21 protein-coding genes and 1 pseudogene are annotated in these 19,350 nt (G+C 71.1%); 9 read left to right on the top strand and 13 right to left on the bottom strand.

Annotation, left to right across the window (positions count from 1 at the left end):
• Nucleotides 1–80: 80 nt before the first annotated feature.
• Nucleotides 81–785, top strand: coding sequence for a peptidoglycan recognition protein family protein (locus GTY56_RS28190; RefSeq protein ID WP_161368129.1), 705 nt, complete (start codon nt 81–83; stop codon nt 783–785).
• A 108-nt stretch (nt 786–893) separates the two neighbouring features.
• Here the strand turns inward: GTY56_RS28190 and GTY56_RS28185 are convergent, their stop codons facing one another.
• Nucleotides 894–2,705: a S8 family peptidase gene (locus tag GTY56_RS28185; RefSeq protein WP_346345607.1), complete on the bottom strand. Its 1,812-nt coding sequence runs from the start codon at nt 2,703–2,705 to the stop codon at nt 894–896.
• 252 nt (nt 2,706–2,957) lie between these two features.
• The gene (locus tag GTY56_RS28180) at nt 2,958–4,304 is read right to left on the bottom strand and encodes a jacalin-like lectin (RefSeq protein ID WP_161368128.1); all 1,347 of its coding nucleotides are present in this window, start codon (nt 4,302–4,304) and stop codon (nt 2,958–2,960) included.
• A gap of 93 nt (nt 4,305–4,397) precedes the next feature.
• Between GTY56_RS28180 and GTY56_RS28175 the strand changes: the two genes are divergently transcribed.
• Together GTY56_RS28175 and GTY56_RS28170 are read left to right on the top strand one after the other, a co-directional pair.
• Complete coding sequence (locus GTY56_RS28175; RefSeq protein WP_161368126.1) at nt 4,398–4,580, top strand: hypothetical protein; 183 nt, start codon at nt 4,398–4,400, stop codon at nt 4,578–4,580.
• Nucleotides 4,571–4,825: a nuclear transport factor 2-like protein gene (locus tag GTY56_RS28170; RefSeq protein ID WP_161368124.1), complete on the top strand. Its 255-nt coding sequence runs from the start codon at nt 4,571–4,573 to the stop codon at nt 4,823–4,825. Before GTY56_RS28175 ends, GTY56_RS28170 begins: the two co-directional genes overlap by 10 nt.
• Nucleotides 4,826–4,863: 38 nt before the next feature.
• Here GTY56_RS28170 and GTY56_RS28165 read toward each other — a convergent pair whose 3' ends face one another.
• The 5 genes from GTY56_RS28165 to GTY56_RS28145 all read right to left on the bottom strand — a co-directional run bounded on the left by GTY56_RS28165 (nt 4,864) and on the right by GTY56_RS28145 (nt 7,004).
• The gene (locus tag GTY56_RS28165; RefSeq protein ID WP_161368123.1) at nt 4,864–5,355 is read right to left on the bottom strand and encodes a DUF2975 domain-containing protein; all 492 of its coding nucleotides are present in this window, start codon (nt 5,353–5,355) and stop codon (nt 4,864–4,866) included.
• A gap of 337 nt (nt 5,356–5,692) precedes the next feature.
• On the bottom strand, nt 5,693–5,815 hold the full coding sequence (locus GTY56_RS41210) for a hypothetical protein (protein WP_272923401.1): 123 nt from the start codon (nt 5,813–5,815) through the stop codon (nt 5,693–5,695).
• On the bottom strand, nt 5,812–6,117 hold the full coding sequence (locus tag GTY56_RS28155) for a TetR family transcriptional regulator (RefSeq protein ID WP_161368121.1): 306 nt from the start codon (nt 6,115–6,117) through the stop codon (nt 5,812–5,814). Before GTY56_RS28155 ends, GTY56_RS41210 begins: the two co-directional genes overlap by 4 nt.
• A 6-nt stretch (nt 6,118–6,123) precedes the next feature.
• Nucleotides 6,124–6,615, bottom strand: a complete 492-nt coding sequence (locus GTY56_RS28150; RefSeq protein WP_161368120.1) for an SRPBCC family protein — start codon at nt 6,613–6,615, stop codon at nt 6,124–6,126.
• Nucleotides 6,612–7,004, bottom strand: a complete 393-nt coding sequence (locus GTY56_RS28145) for a metalloregulator ArsR/SmtB family transcription factor (RefSeq protein WP_161368118.1) — start codon at nt 7,002–7,004, stop codon at nt 6,612–6,614. Before GTY56_RS28145 ends, GTY56_RS28150 begins: the two co-directional genes overlap by 4 nt.
• A 185-nt stretch (nt 7,005–7,189) precedes the next feature.
• On the opposite strand from GTY56_RS28145, the gene GTY56_RS28140 reads away from it, so the two are divergent.
• Nucleotides 7,190–7,630 carry a hypothetical protein gene (locus GTY56_RS28140; RefSeq protein WP_161368117.1) on the top strand — a complete coding sequence of 147 codons (441 nt, stop codon included), beginning with the start codon at nt 7,190–7,192 and terminating at the stop codon, nt 7,628–7,630.
• 100 nt (nt 7,631–7,730) lie between these two features.
• Here the strand turns inward: GTY56_RS28140 and GTY56_RS41420 are convergent.
• Nucleotides 7,731–7,895: pseudogene (locus tag GTY56_RS41420) on the bottom strand (transposase); the annotation flags it as partial.
• A gap of 199 nt (nt 7,896–8,094) precedes the next feature.
• On the opposite strand from GTY56_RS41420, the gene GTY56_RS28130 reads away from it, so the two are divergent.
• On the top strand, nt 8,095–8,283 hold the full coding sequence (locus GTY56_RS28130; RefSeq protein ID WP_161368115.1) for a DUF6223 family protein: 189 nt from the start codon (nt 8,095–8,097) through the stop codon (nt 8,281–8,283).
• A gap of 48 nt (nt 8,284–8,331) precedes the next feature.
• Here GTY56_RS28130 and GTY56_RS28125 read toward each other — a convergent pair whose 3' ends face one another.
• Nucleotides 8,332–9,054 (bottom strand): dienelactone hydrolase family protein, encoded by a 723-nt coding sequence (locus GTY56_RS28125; protein WP_161368114.1) that lies wholly within the window; start codon nt 9,052–9,054, stop codon nt 8,332–8,334.
• A 313-nt stretch (nt 9,055–9,367) separates the two neighbouring features.
• Here GTY56_RS28125 and GTY56_RS28120 point away from each other — a divergent pair, with 313 nt between their 5' ends.
• On the top strand, nt 9,368–10,891 hold the full coding sequence (locus GTY56_RS28120; RefSeq protein ID WP_161368113.1) for an alpha/beta hydrolase: 1,524 nt from the start codon (nt 9,368–9,370) through the stop codon (nt 10,889–10,891).
• On the opposite strand, the gene GTY56_RS28115 is transcribed toward GTY56_RS28120, so the two are convergent.
• Nucleotides 10,854–11,312 carry an SRPBCC family protein gene (locus GTY56_RS28115; protein ID WP_161368112.1) on the bottom strand — a complete coding sequence of 153 codons (459 nt, stop codon included), beginning with the start codon at nt 11,310–11,312 and terminating at the stop codon, nt 10,854–10,856. The genes GTY56_RS28120 and GTY56_RS28115 overlap by 38 nt on opposite strands.
• A 43-nt stretch (nt 11,313–11,355) precedes the next feature.
• Entirely contained in the window at nt 11,356–13,884 is a 2,529-nt protein-coding gene (locus GTY56_RS28110; protein WP_237525073.1) for an AMP-binding protein, read from the bottom strand.
• A gap of 341 nt (nt 13,885–14,225) precedes the next feature.
• Here GTY56_RS28110 and GTY56_RS28105 point away from each other — a divergent pair, with 341 nt between their 5' ends.
• Genes GTY56_RS28105 through GTY56_RS28095 form a run of 3 tightly spaced genes read left to right on the top strand, consistent with a single transcriptional unit; the run spans nt 14,226 to nt 17,960 of the window.
• The gene (locus GTY56_RS28105; protein ID WP_161368110.1) at nt 14,226–15,272 is read left to right on the top strand and encodes an iron ABC transporter substrate-binding protein; all 1,047 of its coding nucleotides are present in this window, start codon (nt 14,226–14,228) and stop codon (nt 15,270–15,272) included.
• 37 nt (nt 15,273–15,309) lie between these two features.
• On the top strand, nt 15,310–16,905 hold the full coding sequence (locus tag GTY56_RS28100) for an ABC transporter permease (RefSeq protein ID WP_161368109.1): 1,596 nt from the start codon (nt 15,310–15,312) through the stop codon (nt 16,903–16,905).
• On the top strand, nt 16,902–17,960 hold the full coding sequence (locus GTY56_RS28095) for an ABC transporter ATP-binding protein (protein ID WP_161368108.1): 1,059 nt from the start codon (nt 16,902–16,904) through the stop codon (nt 17,958–17,960). The genes GTY56_RS28100 and GTY56_RS28095 overlap by 4 nt, the downstream gene beginning before the upstream one ends.
• 12 nt (nt 17,961–17,972) lie before the next feature.
• On the opposite strand, the gene GTY56_RS28090 is transcribed toward GTY56_RS28095, so the two are convergent.
• Nucleotides 17,973–18,209 (bottom strand): hypothetical protein, encoded by a 237-nt coding sequence (locus GTY56_RS28090; RefSeq protein WP_161368107.1) that lies wholly within the window; start codon nt 18,207–18,209, stop codon nt 17,973–17,975.
• A gap of 138 nt (nt 18,210–18,347) precedes the next feature.
• Entirely contained in the window at nt 18,348–19,250 is a 903-nt protein-coding gene (locus tag GTY56_RS28085; protein WP_161368105.1) for a class I SAM-dependent methyltransferase, read from the bottom strand.
• Between the last annotated feature and the right edge of the window lie 100 nt (nt 19,251–19,350).

Raw genomic sequence — 19,350 nt, 5'->3', positions numbered from 1 at the left:
GCCACAGTGCCGCATCTCCTCCTCGTCCGGCCCCCGGACCATCCGTTACGCGCAGTCGCGCAGCTGAAAGGGGCGGCGTCATGCCCGAGAGATACGTCCACGACGAAGATGTGAAGGCGGCCATCGAGAGGCCCTACACCGGCGATGGCCCCGGCACCGACAACCTCGACGACCTGCCGGAGAGCGACTTCGGCCTCGCCGACGGCGACGCGGCGGCCGGCACCATCCCCTACGACCGTCCCGTCGCGGACTTCATCGACGAACTCAGCGCGACGGGCCACGTCACCCACACGTCGTACCGGAAGACATCGGTCACGCTGCACCACAACGCCGGCCGGCTTTCGCACCAGGGCGTGCTCGATGTCTGGAAGGTACGTCCGGCTTCGGCCCACTTCGACGTGGACGCCGCCGGCGCCGTCGCCCAGTACGTCAAGGTGCACGAGTACGCCTGGGCCGTCGGCAACACGGCCGGCAACCAGGGATCGATCAGCATCGAGATGGCGAACACGACGCTTGCGCCCAACTGGAGGGTGGGCGCGGCCACCTGGAAGAACGCCGCACGTCTCGCCGGCTGGCTCTTCGCAGAGGTGATCGGCGAGTCCCCCAGCAGGAGCAACCTCTTCTACCACCACCACTGGTCCTCGACCGTCTGCGCCGGCCCGTACATGGACCAGATCTACGACGAGGTCCTCGCTGCGGCACAGGTGGCGTACGACCACTTCCAGAACGAACCCCCCACCCTCCGGCCGGATTCCGAGCCGGCATCGGTCCAGCGCCGACGATGACCGGGCGGACGGGCAAGGTCCGCCCGGTCCATGCGGTCGCTCGGCCTTGCGGCCGGACGGCACGGCGCCCGGCCGCAAGGCGCGTACGCGCCGGTCGCGACTCAGCTGCTAGAAGGTGAGGTTCCAGGCGTTGATGCGCCCGGTGTCCTGCGCGGCGATGTCACGGACGCGCAGTTTCCACGTACCGGACGCGGTCTCCGACGAGGCGTCGACGGTGTACGTCTTGACCACGTCGTCCGCGCTGTCGCCGTCGGCGAAGTCCTCCAGGGAGTAGACCGATCCGTCGGGGGCGACGAGGGACAGCACCAGGTCGCCGCGGTAGGTGTGCTTGACGTCCACGCCGACCTTCAGCGCGGCCGGGGCGTTGCCCGTCACACCGGTCACGCTGATCGGAGACTCGACCGTGGCGTTGTCGGCGACGGTGACGTCGGTGGTGTTCTCGAAGTACCGGCCGGGCTGCGGCCCGGTGCCACCGACGGCCTTCAGCGCGTCGACCTGACCCTCTCCGAAGAAGGCGTTCTTCGCCGTGGTGCCGGTGCAGCGGCTGTCGGACGGGCACGCCGTGTCCGTGGCCTGGCTGCCCAGCCGTGCGCGGAGATCAGCCGGGGTGGCGGCCGGGTCGGCACTCTTCAGCAGCGCGGCGACACCGGCCACATGGGGTGACGCCATCGACGTGCCGTTCATGTTCCCGTACTTGCCGCCGGGAAGCGTGGAGTAGACGCCGTAGGCTCCGTCGCCGCCCGGGGCCGCCACGTCGATGACGTCCCGGCCGAAGTTGGAGTAGGACGCCTTGATGTTCCCGTTGCCCATCGCAGCGACGGTCACGACGCCGGGCAGCTCCGTCGGGATGTCGATGCAGGCGTTGGTGATGGTGCGGCTGACGGGGGTGGAGTCGTTCGGGCTCTCCGAGTCCGTGCGCTTGTTCGCCAGGTCGTAGTTGGAGTTGCCCGCTGCGGCGACCTGGAGCGAGCCCTTGCCCTCCGCGTACTCCTGCGCCCGGCGCACACCCTCGATGATGGCCGCCTGGTCGGGGTCGTCGGGGCAGTTGAACATCCACGGGTCCGTGTAATAGCTGTTGTTGGTGACGTCGAAACCGCGGTCACCGGCCCACATGAACCCGCAGATGGTGTTCTCGGCGAAGAACATGCTCGTGCTCGGCTCGGCGATGCGCACGGATGCGATCTTCACGCCCGGTGCGACGCCGACCACTCCCTTGCCGTTCTTCGCGGCGGCGATCGTGCCCGCCACGTGCGTGCCGTGGGTGCCGACGTCGCGCCACGCGCCGGTGCGGGTGTCGGCCTTGCCGTACGCGCAGGAGACGGAGTCCGCCGCGTCGAAGTTGGGGGCGAGGTCCTGGTGCCGTTCGTCCACTCCGGTGTCGAGAACACCCACCGTGACGGCCGGCGAGCCGGTGCTCACGGCCCAGGCCTTGTCGGCGTTGATCCTGGTCATGTCCCACCGAGCGGTCTCGGTGAGCGTGGTGGACGACTGTGCGGGAGCACCCGGCAGGGTGGGGGAGTAGGCGTCCGCGGGAACGTCCGAGGTGCGCGTCGCACCCACCTTCTGCACGCCCGCGACGGAGCGCATCGCGGTGGCGAAGCCGGCGGAGGTGGAGTGTGCGACCACCACACCGATGGCGTCGTAGTGCGCGAAGACGGAACCACCGTTCGCCGTCACGGCGTTGCGTGCGGCCGAGGTGTCACCGGGCGCGGTGATGACGAGGTAGGAGCGGGTGCCGGCGGCCCATCCGGCGGCGCTCTGGGCGAGCGTGGCGGCGCGGGCCGCGGCCGGACCCGGCGGAAGTCCGGTGTCCGCGTCGGCCGCGCCGGCGGGCGTGGCGAGCGCGAGGGCCGCTCCTACGGCGGCGACGGACAGCAGCGGCCGTCTGAGACGGCGCTGGGGTATGCGGGGGGTTGTCACAGCGTCCTCCGAGAGCCCGGGGCAAGGGGTGGCGCCGGCCGGGCCGTGGGCTGAATGGGTCGACGCAAGATCTCAGATGAGGGCATGACAAGGGAAGAGCCGACGGTGGATCAATCACCCCGCGCGGAGAAGTAGTTGACTCCGCTCCGGATTGATCACGCCCGTATGCAGCCCACGGCGGCGACAACCCGTGAGAGGCCGTCGCCGCCAGATCACGGGCCGGTGTCCGCGACCCCCCGGCAGGGGAGCGCCTCAGCGCTTCGTGTAGATGAAGCCCAGCTTGTCGACCTCGGCACCGGCCCGGCCGTGGAACCCGGCGATCTGCCACCCCGGCGGTGCGGTGCGCGTGACGCAGTCGGACGTGGGGGTTCCGCCGGACAGGCTCCTGCCGAGGTTCGTGGTGAACCGGGCGGAGAAGATCCGCGTCCGGCCGTCCTTCTGGCCCCGGCACAACTGGGCGGAACCGAGGTACTCCCCGCTGCCCAGGTCCAGGGACGACACCGTCCCGCCGGTCCCGCCGTGGCTGATGACCGTGCCGTTGCCGAGCGTCAGGCCGACGCCGTCGACGCGGGTGCCGCTGCGCAGTGAGAGGCCGACCGGACGCGCGCCCGCCGGTACGGAGTCGATGTCGGTGTAGTAGTCACCGTGGGGCCCGCCGAACTGCTCGCTGAGCTGGAAGTCCGCGGCGCGCGACCAGGAGAGGTCCACCTTGATCGGGTCGTGGTCGGACAGCATGAGCCCGTCATCGGTGAGGAACCGGGAGTGCTCGTTGTTGTAGGCGGTGGCGTTCAGCGACACGAGTTTGCTGCCCCGGTACAGGACCTTGTCCACGACCTCGCAGGTGTTGGGCACGGTGGGACCACTCTGGTCGCAGACCAGGGCGTCACTGCCCTTGGCGGGCGGTGTGCCACCGCGGACGAGCTGGACCCAGGGGTCGGTCAGACCGTTCGCGGCGGCGAACTCGGCGATGGTGTCCCCGGAGCGCGTGTAGCGCGTGTTGGTGTCGCCCATGACGACGACCGCGTTCCCGGCCGAGTGGGTCTTGATGAAGGCCGTCAGCTGGTTGAGGTTGTCCGCCCGCGCGGCCAGATCGCCGGGGTTCGTGCCGGCGTTGGTGTGCAGGTTGTAGAGGTCCACGTACACGCCCTCGGCGAGCCGCTGGCGGGTGAACGTGAACCCCTTGGGCGTGAGGCAGTCACCGGAGTCGAACTGGCAGGACTTCCACCGCACCCGCTCGAAGTCGTCGGTGTCGTACGGGAGTTTCGACAGGGTGTTGAGACCGCTGCCGATACCCGCACCCCCGCTGGTGGGGGTACGGTACGCGTGCGCGGTGTCCCCGGCGTAGAGAAACGCGTGGTAGTTGAAGTCCTCCTGGACGTTGACCACGTCGTACGGCGCGATTCGCCGGCCGATCTCCGTGGTGGCGGGTTCGCGCGGAGTGGGTGCTGAGGAGATGCTCTCCGGCAGGCCGGCGACGTTGTAGGCCAGGACGCTGAAGGACCCGGACACGGGGTCGGCGGCAGCGGCGGGGGACGTGTTCGTGATGAACCCGCCGATCGCGGCTGACGCCACCACGATGGAAGCTAGAAGTCGGGGCATGGAACCGAAACTCCTGACAACGGGGGGTGGGGGGCCGGAACTTACCGGTGGTAACGGCCCGCCGCCCGTCGCTTGCCCAAGCGAGACCGAATCTTGACCGACGGGTCCGGACCAGGCCGGGCGCCATGCGATCCCGGGTGGCGTCTGCTCTTCCGGCGGGAGTACGTCTGGGGCGCCGATACCCCCACCCCGGGCGACCGTTCGGCGCGGATCGGCATGCTGATCGCCGCTCAGCTCGGCGCGAAGGCCGCCAAGGGCGAGAGGAAGTGGGGCTGACGACGAGCGAGTTCGCCGCGTCCGCGGCCCCGGCCGATGCCGTGCGCCGCCCGTACCTGGCCCCGGCGGCCGGCGATCTGGCGGCGCTGCGGGCCACGCTCGCCGGCTGCACCGCGGCCCACCAAGGCACCGGCAGGCCGATCGACGTCCGGGTGGAGCACCACTTCGTGGTGCGCGGCGGCCTGATCGTCCGCTTCGAGCAGTCCACGGCCGCCGCGCTCGTCCGCGACGCGATGAGCCCGTGAGCTCCTTCTCGTGAGATTGGCCGTCGTCCCCTTTCTCGTCAGATCACCTCGTTCAACTCGGCCTGCATCCGCGATGCTTCGACGTCGCGCGCGACGGCCTGAGCGAGCAGCATCCGCAACACGAGCACGATGAGCGCGACGCCCAGGATGGCCAGGCCGACGCCGCCCATGATGACGGTGACGCCCGGATCGGCCTGCTGTCCCGGCGCATTGAGGATCGTGACGGCGAACCACACGAGGGCAGCCGCCACGATCGCGCCGATCACGGCGTCCACGTAGCGGAAGGCGGCCGGGGAGAACACGGTCCGGCGTCGCACCATCGTCACCAGTCGCCATACGCAGACCAGCACGACCTGGGCCGACATCAGGCCCAGGGTCGTGATCACGCGCAGCGGTGTCAGCGGGAGCGCCCCGTCCTCCGGGTCGCTCCCGCTGACCAACGTCCACACCATCAACGCCTGTACGAGCACGGTGCCGACGAGCAGCACCAGCAGCACAGCGCGCAGCACGCACAGTGGCAGCTTTCCCATGCCCCATCCTCCCATCGAGTTACGATGGGAATCTATCGAATTTCGATAAGTGAGGCAAAGGGGTGAGGCGCGAGGTCGGATGCCCCGAGGAGTGGCGCGGATCACGGCAGGTGGCGGGGAAGTGCGGAACAACGACACCTGGTTGCCCGTTGAACAAGCCGTGGGTGCGGATGGGACAGTGTCCCCGGGCCTCACCATTCGCCCACAGGGACGATCGTTCGGCTGAAGCCCTGTGGAGCCTTTCGCCGAGAGGCGACCGCCATCCGCGCCCACCACATGACCGCCCCGGCCGTGATTCCCCCGTCCGGCCGGGGCTTCCTCACGCCCCGGGCTCGCCTCACTTCTCCAGGACGAAGACAGGCTTGTGGCCGGCTCGACCGGAGGTCAGCACGTCGGCAATCTCGTCCCAGCCGTCGATGCCGCTGGTGACCGGCTCGGGGTGGAGAGTGCCCGCGGTCACCGCTTCCCGCTGGAGCGGATACGGTCGTCCGCGATCTCCTCGTCGGCGTAGATCGACCGCAGCGGTGTGCGGTGGATGCTGTCGGTGAGTTGCTGCACCTCGTGGCAGTAGGCGCCCAGGGCGAGTGCTTCACGGCTGGGGGAGTGGCGGTAGAGCGTGCCCTGTCCGACGCCCGCCTTCTTGGCGACCGCGCTCAGCGGCACGCCGGCAGAACGTGACAGTCCGACCAGGGCCACGTCCAGGATGTGCTCCCGGTTGCGCCGCGCGTCCGACCGCCGGGGCCCGGCCTTCCTCGACTCCACACGACTTCAGGCCAAGGACTCGAAGTACGCCTTCTGTGAGGGGTAGTAGTCCTCGAAGTCGGGCCGCTGCCCGTCCGTGCGCGCGGCGGTGAGCATGTCGAGGTAGTACTCCCAGCCCGGTCCGGTCTCGCCCAGGTGCTCCGTGGAGGCGAGATGCTGGATCAGGCGGAGCTCGGTGATGCCGTCGGATTCGGCCAGCAGCAGCTCCATCGACCAGGATCCCGCCTCGTCCTCCATCGAGACGGCGAGACGGCGCGGCGGCTCGCAGGCTTCGATCCGGAGCGGGCACCAGGGCGCCGACTCCTCGAAGACGAGCTGCACCTCGACGGCGCGGCCGGGCGCCGCCTCGCCGCGCCACGGGCCGAACCAGCGGGCGGTGCGCTCGGGCTCGGTGACACTCGCCCAGACGTCCTCGGCCGGGGCGCGGTAGATGCGGGTGAGGACGAGGTCGTGCCCCGTCGGCGTGGCGATGAGTCGTCCGGTGGGCTCCATGGTCATGCCGTGTCCTCCTCGGTGTGGCGCGCGGTGTGTCGATCCTCGGTGGGCCCGGCCCGGCTGCGGTCCCGTCGGGTGCGGTAGACCTCGGTCTCCAAGGCCGAGAGCTGCTGCGACCAGCCGGCACGCCGGGTGTCGAACTGGGCGAGCCAGGCGGCGAGGTCGCCCAGTCGGGTGTGGACGAGCGAGTAGCGCCGATGGCGTCCGATCTGCTGGTCGCGGACCAGGCCGGTTTCCCGCAGCACCCGCAGATGGCGGCTGACCGCGGGGCGGCTGATGTCGAACCGGGCAGCGATGTCGCCGGCCCTCAGAGGGGTGACACGCAACATCATCAGGATCTCCCGCCGTACGGGATCAGCGATGGCGTCCGCTACCTCGCTCAGTTCGTCCACCCTGAAAGCGTAACCTATAGGTTACGCTTTCAGGGTGGACCGCCGTCCTCCGTCGAACAGGGAGGACGGACCGCCGTTTGCGAGGTGGTCGCCCTGTTCCCGCGGCTCCTCGTCAGCCACCGATGGCGGCCGCTGACTCCAGGACGGCTGGCCTGACCCTGCTCGCTCGACGGTGAGGAGAGTAAGTGCCCGTTCTGATCAATGCTGTTGATGCCCGCCCGCGCGTGTACTACAGGACCATTCAGATCGGCCCCATCTTCTTCGAAGAAGCACCGGTGGACGACGACGTCGTTCAATTCCCCGGAGATGGGTGGAGCCTTACCTCCAGCGACAATGATTTCTACCCTTTGGTGCGTTTGCAGGTATGGGACGGGCCCGCTCCTCGGCCGCCAGGCGCTTGGGAGTACGAACGGGCTTTCCACGCCCCGATGGCGGATCGTCTGGAGGTCGTCGACCTGAATGGAGTTTCCTACGGCGAGATCGCACTGAGGCCGGGGCGCTATCACCTGCGTTTGCTCCGCCGTGGGCAAGATCATGTCGAGGCATCGCAGGCTCTCGACCCCTTCCCGCCTGAAGGGCCGCACGAGGATCCCCTTGAGGTGTGGGTCGTGCAGATGTGGCTGTAGGTCGTGTCTTCTGGTGAGCAGTGGTGCTGGAGCCGCTGCTGTCCTCCGCGATGTCCGGCAGGCCGACTCCGGACTACGGTCGTCCTGACAAGATCCGGCGTGGCGTTGGGTCCCGCCAGGTGAGGCCGGTCCGCTGCCGGCACGGAATCTGGTTGATCACCCAGCGGTGGCATTGCCGGCGTCCACCCCGCCCGTGATTCGCCGGCAAGTGCGGCTGCGGCCGAGCCCACTCTTCATCCGAATGATCTCCCGCCCCATGTCCCACGGGAGCAGTTCCGAGCAGGAGCGTCACACGACCCGTCGCCTAGCCTCCGTACAACTGTCGGATGTGTGGGCGCCCTTCGGGTCGGCCCCGCCCTTCGGGTGTAGTCGTCTTTCCAACCCTGTGGCCCGGCCGGCGTCGCCCTGTGGCAGCGATCGAGTCGCGCCCCGCCGCCACGCCCCCCGTGCGGCCACGCCCACGCATGACCGGCTCAGTCCTGTTGCAGAAAGGGGCCGGTCCGGTAGCCGTGACCGTCGGCGGGGCGGTCGCGGCCACCGCAGACGGCGGCCTCGGCATCGGCACCGGGCTCGGCGGCGCCTACTTCGCCATGCCCTTGGGCGTCATTTCCGTCGCCCTCGGACGGCAGGCCCGCTCCCGCCGAACCCGGTGACCAGGACCCGTCCCACCTGCTGTCTGCCACCCGCCGGGCAGCCCGGCCTCACTTCAGGTGCCGGTCCAGGAACCGGCAGCTGTCCTCCAGCTCGAACCACGGGGTGCCGGTGTGCCCTCCCGGATTCGCGTGCAGCGTCTTCTCCTCACTGCCGAAGGCGTCGAACAGGTCCAGGGCCCGTTGCCGGGGGTTGCCCTCGTCGTCCCACTGCAACAGGAACAGCAGCGGGACGGTGACCTGCCGGGCCTCCTCGCGCTGGGCACGGGGCACGTAACCACCGGCGAAGAAGCCCGCGGCCGCGATGCGCGGCTCGGCCACCGCCAGCCGGATGCCGAGGGCGGCCCACCCGCCGGAGTACCCGACCGGGCCGCCGATACCGGGCAGTTCGAGGAGGGCGTCCAGCGTGGACCGCCATTCCGGGACCGCGTTGTCGACCAGTGGGCCGACGAGGGACTCGAAAATCTCATCGACCGGCTCGCCGGCCCGCACCGCACGTCGGAGCTCGGCACGGGCCCGCTCGTCCGCGGCGGAACGGGGGCGGTCGCCGCACCCGGCGGCATCGATGGTGGCCACGGCGTAGCCGCGCGCCGCGGTGTACCGGGCCCGGGCCACCAGCCGCGCGTCCGCCTTGGGCAGGCCGTTGTTGTGGGCCATCAGAACCAGCGGGGCCGGTGTGGAACCAGGAGTCCACAGGGTGCCGGGAACCTCGCCGAGGGTGAAGGCGCGCTCGACGACACCCTCGTCGAGGAGCTGTTCAGAAGTGAAGTGCATGGTCGTGCCTTTCGGGAGGGCGCTTGAACGGCGCTCCCGGACGACCTATCGCCCGACCGTGACCCCGGAGAGGAGCACCCATGTCGACACTGCGTTCACGGGTACCACCTCCTCGTTCTCTCGCACGGCCTCCAGGGACAGTAGCAACGGTCCCCACGGCCTGCCACCGATGTCGCGCCCCTGAGCGGACCCTGACCCGACCCGGAAAAGCCCCTGACCGAGGCTCCACTCGGGCGCCGGCAGATCTACCGTGACGACGGTGCCCCGGCCGGCTCCGCACACCTGACACGAGCACTCTCTTCGAGGAGGACCCATGCCGTCAAGGCGCAGATCCTTACCCCCGCGGCGCATCGCCGCGCGGGGCACGGCCCTGGCCGTGGGGGCCGTCATGACCCTCACCGCCGGCCTGGCAGCCGCTCCCGCGGTCCACGCGGCGCCCTCTGTCACAGAACCCCTGCGATGGGCACCGTGTGACCAACCGGCGAAGCCCGGAGCCGAGTGCGCCACCCTTTCCGTGCCGGTCGACTGGGCCTACCCGGGCGGGCCGAGATTCGAGCTGGCCGTGGCGCGCCGCAAGGCCACCGACCCCGGCGCGCGCGTCGGCTCGATGGTGTTCGGCCCCGGCGGGCCGGGCGACTCGGGTGTGAGGATGGTGGTGGACCGTGTCAGCCGATTCAGCCCCGAGGTCCGCCGCAGGTTCGACATCGTCAGCTTCGACCCCCGCGGCGTGAGCGGCAGCAACCCGGTGACCTGCTCCGGAGACCTGCTCGCCCAGCGGCCGTCGCCGGTGCTGGAAAGCCAGGCGGACTTCGACGCCACCATGGCGTACAACAAGCGGCTCCGTGCCGACTGCCGGGCCCGCACCGGGCCGGTGTTCGACCACCTCGACACCGCCCAGACGGTCCGGGACGTGGACGCCCTGCGCGCCGCACTCGGCGAGCGGAAACTGACCTTCCACGGCAGCTCGTACGGCACGCTGCTCGGGGCGCAGTACGCCGAGACCTACCCGCGTCGCGTGCGCGCGATGGTGCTGGAGAGCGTCATGGACCACAGCGTCAGGGCCACTCGTGACTTCCTGCGGGCCGAGGCGGCCTCGGCCGCGGATTCCTTCCAGGAGTTCGCGAAGTGGTGCGACGGGACGGCGGACTGCGCGCTGCACGGCCGCGACGTCCGCGCCGTCTGGCGGGGCCTGCTGACCCGGGCCGGACGCGGTGAGCTGGAGGACCCGGTGAAGCCGGGCAGCGCGCTGTCCTCGACGGACCTGGTCAACAAGGTCGCGTTCCGGAAGTTCTACGAGGCCGACTACGCGGGCCTGGCGACGGCGATCGCGGCCATGCACGCGAGCGAGCCGCTGCCCGCGTCGCCCACCTCGACCGCGCCGCTGCCTCCGGCGACCCCCGTCTTCTGCTCGGACTGGCACCTGCCGGTGCGCGACCACCGGGCGTACGCCTCGCTCGTCGCCACGATGAACAGGACCGCGCCCGACCTGCCCTACCTGCTGCCGATCCACATGGTGGCGGCGTGTCTGGGCGCACCGACCGCCAACCCGCAGCACCGCCTGGACGTACGAGGCGCACCGCCCATCCTCGTGTCCAACGCGCTGCACGACCCCGCCACCGGTCACCCGTGGGCGGTCTCGGTGGCTCGGCAGCTCGGCCGCAGCGGCGTGCTCCTCACCTACGAGGGCCACGGCCACGGCAGCGTCACCAGCGGACCGTGTATGGAGAACGCCGTGGACAGCTACCTCACCGACCTGGAGGTCCCGTCACGGGGCACCCGCTGCCCCGCCCTGGACCCGGTCAGAGCGACGGGATCGCCGCCTCGGCCGCTGCCTTGATCCGGGCGGCGAAGGCGGGCGCGTCCTTGCGGGCGGCGGTGAGAGCCAGGCCGACGAGCAGCTTGCCGAGTCCGTGGCCCTCCAGAACGTTGTGGAGACGGACCCGCGTCCTGCCGTCGGCCAGCGGCTCCAGGTCGTAGCCGCCCTCGGCCACCGCCACGCTGTTCTTGGACACCTCCGTCCACCGGATCCGCGCCGGGGCGTCCAGCTCGGTGATGCGGAACTCCCTGGCCGTCTTCACGCCGGCGTCCTTGACCGTGCTGCGGAAGACCGTGCCCACGGCGGTCGGCGTCTGGGGAACCCGCTCGATCCTCAGCACCCGCGGGCTGAACTGCGGATCGTTGCGCCCGTCGGCGAGGTAGTCGAACACCGCCTCGACGGGCCGGTCGATCTCGGTGGTCGCTTCGAACTGTCCTGACATGAGGGCTCCTCGGTCACTGGGTCCGCGCGGTCGTGAAGGGCCGTCAGTGCGTCCTGCCGTAACGGCATCGAGACCCTACGGGAGCGCCGGGCACCCCGCGAGGCGACAAGCAGGCCATCGGGGTGCCGGCCCGGAGGGCGGAAAGAAGCCGGGGTGCCAGGCGGGTGGCCAATGCTCCGTACGCCACACCACAGATCAGGGAGAGCAGCAGGGCCGCCACGGGGGAGTGGTCCCGCAGGTGGGGATAGACCTGGAAGTGCGTCAGGTAGATGTAGAGCGAGCTGCCCGCCAGCACGCCCGCCAGCCGGTTGACCGGGTCGATGCTGGGCAGGGCGGGCACCCAGAGCAGCAGGACGAGGCCGCCGAGCACGATAGAGGTCCGCAGGGTCTGCTCCCCGGGGAAGAGACCGGGCACGGTGACGAGCGTGACCGCGGTCAGCCCCAGCCGCTGTCCCGCCGTACGGGCCCGGGCCGCCGCCCAGCCCAGTGCGAACAGGAAGAAGACCACGGTCGGGCTCAGGTGGAAGCGCACGTGCGCGAGGCCGAAGGGGTCGTAGCGGCCGACGAGCCCCAGGCCGACCAGTGCCAGGGCGAAGCCGAAGGGGGTGCGCCGCTCCGCGCGGTGCAGCCAGGGGATGGCCAGCAGAGCCGCCAGCCCGGCCAGGAAGTAGACCAGCGCTTCGACGAACCAGTAGCGCCACTCCGGGTCGGAGTTGTCCTGTTCGAAGAGGCTGTTGGCCAGGACGACGTTGGCCAGGTCGTACTCGCGGGTCAGCAGCAGTGCGAAGGCGATCCACACCATGCTCGGAACGGCGATGCGGGCGATGCTCCGCACCGTCCTGCGCAGACGCTCCCGGCGTTCGCCGACGGAGAGGTGGAAACGCGCGAAGTTGTATCCGGCGACGCCCAGCAGCACGTGGGCGCCGCCCTGGACCAGGAAGACGGGGATGTGCGAACCGACGACGAGGACGATGCCGACCGCCCGCAGGGCGATGCTCGTCTCCAGGCCGCGCCGCAGCCCGCGCCGCGGGACGGCCGGGGGCGTGCTCCCCGCGGTGTCCGGTGTCCGCAGCCGGCGGATCGGTGTGGTGTGCCAGTCGGAGGGCAGCACGCCCAGGACCTGCTCCAGCCGCAGTGACATCTCGACGTACGAGAGTGAGTCGCCGCCCAGACTCACGAAGCTGCTGTCCTCGGTGACGTCGGTCCGGTCGAGGATCTCGGCGTAGAGGACACAGAGGTCGTCGTCGCCCGGGACCGGCGCCGAGGCCGAGGCGTCACGGGTCAGCCGCCGTACCGCTTCGTAGTCGGTCTTGCCCGAGGCGAGCCGCGGAAGCTCGGCCACCGGCAGCACTCGTATGGCGCGCGGCGGCAGACCGCAGCCTTCGCTCACCAGCCGCCGTACGGCCGTCGCCTCCGCACCCGCCGTGCCCGCCGCGACGACGGTCAGTGCGTCGTCGTCGCCCACGCACGCCGCGCGGATGCCGTGCCCTTCCAGTTGCGTCTCGGCCCGGTGCGGGTCGAGACGCAGACCGAGGATCTTGATGAAGCGGCTGCGCCGCCCCACGATCTCGTACAGCCCGTCGGGGGCGCGCCGGGCGATGTCCCCGGTGGGCAGTTCCTCCAGGGTGCGGCCGAGAGCCAGGTCCGCGGGCGTCTCGGCGTAGCCGAGCATGACGTTGGGGCCCGAGTAGACGAGTTCACCGGTGTCGGGCGTTCCGATCCCGTCGACGGGGCGCAGCCGGAAGGAGCCTCCGGGGATCGGCACGCCTATGGCCTCCGGGCGCTCCTGCGCGAGCGCCGGGGGCAGATAGGCCATCCGGGCCGTCGCCTCGGTCTGCCCGTACATGACGAACAGCTCCCAGCCGGATCTCCGGCCCAACTCGGCGAACCTGGCGACTCGTTCGGGTGCCAGGCGGCCGCCGGCCTGGGTCACGTAGCGCAGGTGGGGCAGCCGCATGTCGGCGAAGCCGACCCGGTCGAGCAGGTCGAAGGTGTACGGCACCCCGGCGAGCGCGGTGCCGCGGGCCGCACGGAACTCCTCCCAGAAGGCGGTGTCGGCGACCGACCGCTCGGTGAGGATCACTCCGGCGCCGCGCAGCAGGTGACTGTGGATGACGGACAGGCCGTAGCAGTAGTGCGGGGGCAGGGTCGTGGCCGCGCGGTCGGACTGACGAATGCCAAGGTAGGCGGCTATCGACTCCGCGTTGGACTGGACGTTGTCCTGCGAGAGCCGGACCAGCTTCGGTGAGCCGGTCGAACCGGACGTGCTCAGCAGCAGCGCCAGATCGGGGTGGAGGGTGTGCGTGCTCGTCCGGTGCCGCTCGTCGAGGGTCCAGGTGCCGTGCTCGTCCGGGCGCGCGACGACGTCGGGGTCGTAGGCGGCGGTCAGAGCGTCGATGGTGGAGGCGCTGTCGCCGGGGACGAGCAGGACGGGGTGCCCGTCGGCGAGGGCCGCGAGGTGGACCACGAGAGCGTCGGCCCGGTTGGCGCCGGCCAGCAGCACGAGGCGGCGCGTGCGGCCGAGGCGTTCGGCGGTGGCCGCGACCCGCTCCGCGAGCGCTCGGTACGTCAACTCGCCCGATGGCGTGATCAATGCGGTGCGATCACCGTGAGCCGCGAGGTCACGCGCGAACGGCACACCCGGTCGACACGCGGGCGGCTGCGGAGACGGAGAAGGGGAAAGGCGCGGAAACGCCGTGGTCAAAGGGGCCGGAGCAGGTCGGGACGAGTCGATCACGGGCGCGCAACCTTTCTGCGGCAGCGTCCGCACAGAGCACTGTCCCTTGACGGTTAGGCAAGCTTTACCTTATTCATAGCATGCTCACATCTGGCTTGAAAGTATCGCTTCACCGCTCGCTGACCCGACGACGCAAACCCGCGGCGTACCGGCGAACCACCCAGGAAGGCACACACATGCGACGCCCCTCGGCTCGCCGGATCACCGCGCTCCTCGCGGCCGGCCTGCTCCTGCCCGTCCTCGCCTCCTGCGGCTCCGGCGACGACGAAGGCGGCTCCGCGCAGGGCGGCGACTCCGCCCTCGTCATCTACTCCGGGCGCAACGAGAAGCTGGTCAAGCCCATCCTGGACAAGCTGGAGAAGGCGGTCGGCGCCAAGGTCGAGGTGCGCTACGGCGACAGCGCCGAACTGGCAGCCCAGATCCTGGAGGAGGGTGACCGCACCAAGGCCGGGCTGTTCTTCTCGCAGGACGCCGGGGCCCTGGGCGCCCTGTCCAAGGAGGGCATGCTCGCGAAGCTGCCGCAGTCGAGCCTCGACGAGGTGGACAAGGCCTACCGCGGCGAGGCGGGCGACTGGGTGGGCCTGTCGGGGCGGGTGCGCGTCATCGCCTACAACCCGGACAAGGTCGCCGAGGACAAGGTCCCGGACCGGGTGGCCGACGTGATGAAGCCCGAGTGGAAGGGCAAGGTCGGCTTCGCGCCGACCAACGCCTCCTTCCAGGCCTTCGTCACCGGCATGCGCGTCCTGGAGGGTGACGACGCCACCCGGCTGTGGCTCAAGGGCCTGAAGGCCAACGGGAAGGTGTACACCAACAACCTCGCCACCCTCGACGCCGTCGAGTCGGGCGAGGTCTCCCTCGGCCTGGTCAACCACTACTACTGGTACGAGAGGGTCGCCGAGAAGGGCGAGGACAAGGTCGGCGCACAGCTCAAGTTCCTGCCCGGGAAAGACCCCGGCGCGCTCATCAACGTCGCCGGCGTCGGCGTCCTCAAGGACGGCGGCCAGGCAAAGACCGCACAGAAGGCCGTCGACTACCTGCTGTCCAAGGAGGCGCAGACCTACTTCGCCGACACGACCAAGGAGTACCCGCTGGCCGCGGGCGTCACCAGCAGCGTCGAAGGCCTGCCGCCGCTCGAGTCCCTGGAGTCCCCGGACATCGACCTGGGCAAGCTCGAATCCCTCCAGGAGACGCTGGCCATGCTCCAGGACGTCGGACTGGTCTAGGAAGCCGAGAAGACCCCTCAGAAACCCCGAGCCCGACGTGACCACACCGGTATCCGGAGGCCGCCCGGCCGGAGCACCCGCTCCCGCCGGGCGCCGCCCCCTGCGCAAGACGGACCGCGCCCCCGCCGGCCGCAGACCTCCATGGGTGCTGCTCGTCCCCGCCTGCGTCGCCGCGCTGTTCGCCCTGCTGCCCCTGGGCTACCTCGCGGTCCGCGCCTTCGAACGCGGTCCGCGCTACGCCTGGGACGTCGTCGGCGACGAGCGGACGCTGCAACTCCTCGCCCGCAGCCTCTCCCTGACCGCCGTCGTCGTGGCGGCCTGCCTGGTGCTCGGCGTCTCCCTGGCCTGGCTGACCGTACGCACGGCCCTGCCCGGGGCACGCGCCTGGTCGGTGCTGGTCACCCTGCCGCTCGCCGTGCCCAGCTACGTCGCCGCCTTCGCCTGGCTGGCCAGCGCACCGCGGACCGCCGGCTTCGCCGGGGCGGCACTCGCCCTCACTCTCGTGAGCTTCCCCTACGTCCACCTACCGGTGGCCGCCGCGCTGCGCGGGATCGACCCGGCTCAGGAGGAGGCCGCCCGCTCCCTGGGCCACGGACCGGTGCGCACCTTCCTGAGGGTCACGCTGCCCCAGCTGCGCCCGGCCGCCGCGGGCGGAGCGCTGCTCGTCGCGCTGTACGTGCTCTCCGACTTCGGCGCCGTATCGCTGATGCGCTACGACACCTTCACCCGCGCCATCCACACCTCCTACCGCGCCTCCTTCGACCGCACCCCGGCCGCCGCGCTCAGCGTCGTGCTGGTGGTGATGACGGTGGCGCTGGTCGCCGCCGAGACCCGCACCCGGGGACGCGCCGGCCATGCCCGGACCGGCGCCGGCACCGCCCGGCCGGCCGTCCCGGTGCCCCTCGGCCGCTGGCGGATCCCCGCCCTGGCCTGGTGCACGACGCTGGTGGCCGCGGCGGTGGCGTTCCCGCTCGGCACCCTCGGCTACTGGCTGGCCGTGGGCAACTCGGCGACATGGGACCTGGGCGCGCTCGGGGAAGCCGCCTGGACCACCCTCGGCGTCGCGGCGGCCGGAGCCGCCCTGACCACCCTGCTGGCACTGCCCGTCGGGGTGATCGCCGCGCGCCACCGGGGACGCGGAGCCCGGCTGCTGGAACAGGCCGCCTACGCCGGCCACGCGCTGCCCGGCATCACCGTCGCGCTCTCCCTCGTTTTTTTCGCGGTGCGCTACGCCTACCCGCTCTACCAGCAACTGCCCCTGCTGATCGGCGCCTACGCCGTGCTGTTCCTGCCGGTCGCGGTCGCCGCCACCCGCGCCGCCGTGCTCCAGGCGCCGCCCGTGCTGGAGGACGTGGCCCGCTCCCTGGGCCGTTCGCCCCTGCGGGTACTGCGCGAGGTGACCGTGCCGCTGGCCGCACCGGGTGTCGCGGCCGGTGCCGCGCTCACCTTCGTGGTCTGCATGAAGGAACTGCCGGCCACGCTGCTGCTGCGCCCCACCGGCGTGGACACCCTGGCCACCCGCCTGTGGACCGAGACCGGATCCGGCTCCTTCGCCGCCGCCGCACCCTACGCCGCGGCCCTCATCCTCCTGGCCGCCGTCCCCTCCTACCTCCTGGGCAGGCACCGCACATGACCGACCACGGCAACGAGCTCCGCATCGAGCAGCTCACCAAGTCCTACCGCTCCGGCGCCCCCGTCCTCCAGGGCCTGGACCTCACTGTGCCGGGCGGGACACTGGCCGCCGTGCTCGGCCCCTCCGGCTGCGGAAAGACCACTCTGCTCCGCGTCGTCGCCGGGTTCCTGCGGGCCGACACGGGCACGGTCGCGCTCGGCGGACGCACCCTCGCCGGACCCGGCGTGCACCTGCCGCCGGAACGGCGGCGCATCGGCATCGTGCCGCAGGAAGGCGCCCTCTTCCCGCACATGACCGTGGCCCGCAACGTGGCGTTCGGGCTGACCGGCCTCGACCGCGGTGAGCGCCGCCGCAGGACGGCGGACATGCTCGACCTCGTCGGACTGGCCGGGTACGGCGACCGCATGCCGCACGAACTGTCCGGCGGACAGCAGCAGCGCATCGCCCTGGCCCGGGCACTGGCCCCGCGCCCCGCACTCGTCCTGCTCGACGAACCGTTCAACGCCCTCGACAGCGCGCTGCGCGCCGGTGTCCGGGCGGATGTGCGATCCGCCCTGCGAGCGACCGGGGCCACGGCCCTGCTGGTCACCCACGACCAGCAGGAAGCCCTCTCCACGGCCGACCTCGTCGCCGTCGTACGGCAGGGGCGCGTCGCCCAGTGCGACACCCCCCAGGACCTCTACCGGCGCCCGGCCGACCCCTGGGTCGCCGGTTTCGTCGGCGACGCGGTCGTGGTCCCCGCGACGGTGCACGGGGGCGGCTCCGCGGCCACGACACCTCTGGGGACCGTGACCCTGACCGTCCCGTCGAAGGGCCGCAGCACGGGCACCGTCGTGCTGCGGCCCGAGCAGCTGCAACTGACCGAAGCGGACGCGGAGGAGGCCGTGCGGGGCACCGTCAGGGACGTCTTCTACTACGGCCATGACGCCAAGGTGACCCTGAACGTTCAGGGCGTCGACGACCCGGTCGACGTCCGCGTCGCCGGGCCGCTGCCGGTCGGACCCGGCCAGGAGACCGCGATCCGCGTCACCGGTGAGGCGACGCTGCATCCGTAGCCGGCCCTGCTGCTACCGCTCGCGCAGGTCATCGACCCCGGCGGCGAGCACGGCCGTCTTGTGCAGGTGCGTGCAGTACCTGCTCACGTACGCGTCGTCGATCGCCGGGAGGACCCGGTCGAAAACCGCCAACAGCCGTGTGAGGGCTGCGCGCTGCCGTTCGGCGAGGGGCCCCTTGAGAGCGCTCGCCGCGCAGCCGTAGGCGTCCGCGTCGAGCATCACCATGATGACGGCCGAGCACATGGCCATGCTGTTCTCGCCCCGCACGATGTCGCGCAGCGCACCGACGTACCGGTCGAAGCCGGCCGGCTTGTCGGTCTCGCAGGCCCGCTTCCAAAGGGCAGAACACAGCCGGAAGTTCAGTCAGACGGGATCCCGTGGGAGTGGTCATCCGGGACCGGCTTTGCCGAAGACGTACGCCGGATAGCACGTGCCGCGCCCGATGGCCTGGTGGGCCCGGACGATCGCGATGACCTCGTCCCACTCGCCGGCGTCGAGTTCCCTCAGGCCGGGCCACCGCACGCACAGGGCCCGTCGCCCGGCCCTGCTGGACGCGGTGCCGGCGAACAGGGCGGAGAGCCGGGCCGCCCGGTGGAGTACGGGGGTGGTCCAGTCGAGAACCCGTTGCGTGGTGAAGCCGGCGGCGGCTGCCATCAGCGGGTAGCGCTCGTACGGTTCGATGTCGTCGAAGCGCCAGGTGCCGCGTACGAGACCGTTCGGGTCGAGCGTTCCGATCGGCCGATCCCTGCGGGACGTGACGTCCACGAGGACGAGCCGCCCTCCGGGGCGGAGCAGTCGGAAGCTCTCGTTCAGGAACGACTCGCGGCCTTCATGGCCGAAGTGGAAGGCGGCTTCCAGGCAGTGCACGCGATCGAAGGAGCCGTCCGCGAGCGGGATGCCCGCCGCCTGGTGCGGCAGAGCCGTGGCGTCCGCGACGGCGAAGCGCGCGCCCGAGCGGCTGCCGAAGCGACGACGGGCCTGGTCGATCTGCGAGGGCTGGACGTCCACCCCCAGGGCCCGGCATCCGGCGGCGCCCAGCCGCGCCGTGGTGTCACCGCGCCCGCAGCCGGCATCCAGCACGAGCTGTCCGGGCCGGGCCTCCAGCAGCGCCAGCGACCGGCGGGCCAGCCGGCGCTGGAAGAAAACCGGCCCCGCAAGGGCGGCGACCGGAAGGGTGGGCCGTGTGAAGTAGCCGATGTTGGCCAGCGCGTCCCAGCCGAGATGCTTCAGGACCCGGAAGAGCACACTGTCGTCGCTGTAGGCACCGGTGAGGCTGCCGCTGTCGTCCATCCCGCATCCCCTGCTTCCCGTGGACACGACTGTGGTCCGCTTCCTGTCTCACCGCCGCGACCTGTATCTACACTGAGCTCATTAGGGATGTTCCTGACCT

This window comes from Streptomyces sp. SID5643 (assembly GCF_009872555.1).
GTDB classification, from domain to species: domain Bacteria; phylum Actinomycetota; class Actinomycetes; order Streptomycetales; family Streptomycetaceae; genus Streptomyces; species Streptomyces iakyrus.
The sequence above is the reverse complement of the archived record's forward strand: the minus strand, read 5'-3'. Positions and strand labels throughout refer to the sequence as shown.

Bases quoted from the DNA above. Each gene is read 5' to 3' on its own strand.
- GTY56_RS28190 (WP_161368129.1), top strand. From the start codon at position 81: ATGCCCGAGAGATACGTCCACGACGAAGATGTGAAGGCGGCCATCGAG.
- GTY56_RS28180 (WP_161368128.1), bottom strand. From the start codon at position 4,304: ATGCCCCGACTTCTAGCTTCCATCGTGGTGGCGTCAGCCGCGATCGGC.
- GTY56_RS28165 (WP_161368123.1), bottom strand. From the start codon at position 5,355: ATGGGAAAGCTGCCACTGTGCGTGCTGCGCGCTGTGCTGCTGGTGCTG.
- GTY56_RS28150 (WP_161368120.1), bottom strand. From the start codon at position 6,615: ATGACCATGGAGCCCACCGGACGACTCATCGCCACGCCGACGGGGCAC.
- GTY56_RS28130 (WP_161368115.1), top strand. From the start codon at position 8,095: ATGACCGGCTCAGTCCTGTTGCAGAAAGGGGCCGGTCCGGTAGCCGTG.
- GTY56_RS28125 (WP_161368114.1), bottom strand. From the start codon at position 9,054: ATGCACTTCACTTCTGAACAGCTCCTCGACGAGGGTGTCGTCGAGCGC.
- GTY56_RS28120 (WP_161368113.1), top strand. From the start codon at position 9,368: ATGCCGTCAAGGCGCAGATCCTTACCCCCGCGGCGCATCGCCGCGCGG.
- GTY56_RS28115 (WP_161368112.1), bottom strand. From the start codon at position 11,312: ATGTCAGGACAGTTCGAAGCGACCACCGAGATCGACCGGCCCGTCGAG.
- GTY56_RS28105 (WP_161368110.1), top strand. From the start codon at position 14,226: ATGCGACGCCCCTCGGCTCGCCGGATCACCGCGCTCCTCGCGGCCGGC.
- GTY56_RS28095 (WP_161368108.1), top strand. From the start codon at position 16,902: ATGACCGACCACGGCAACGAGCTCCGCATCGAGCAGCTCACCAAGTCC.
- GTY56_RS28090 (WP_161368107.1), bottom strand. From the start codon at position 18,209: ATGGCCATGTGCTCGGCCGTCATCATGGTGATGCTCGACGCGGACGCC.
- GTY56_RS28085 (WP_161368105.1), bottom strand. From the start codon at position 19,250: ATGGACGACAGCGGCAGCCTCACCGGTGCCTACAGCGACGACAGTGTG.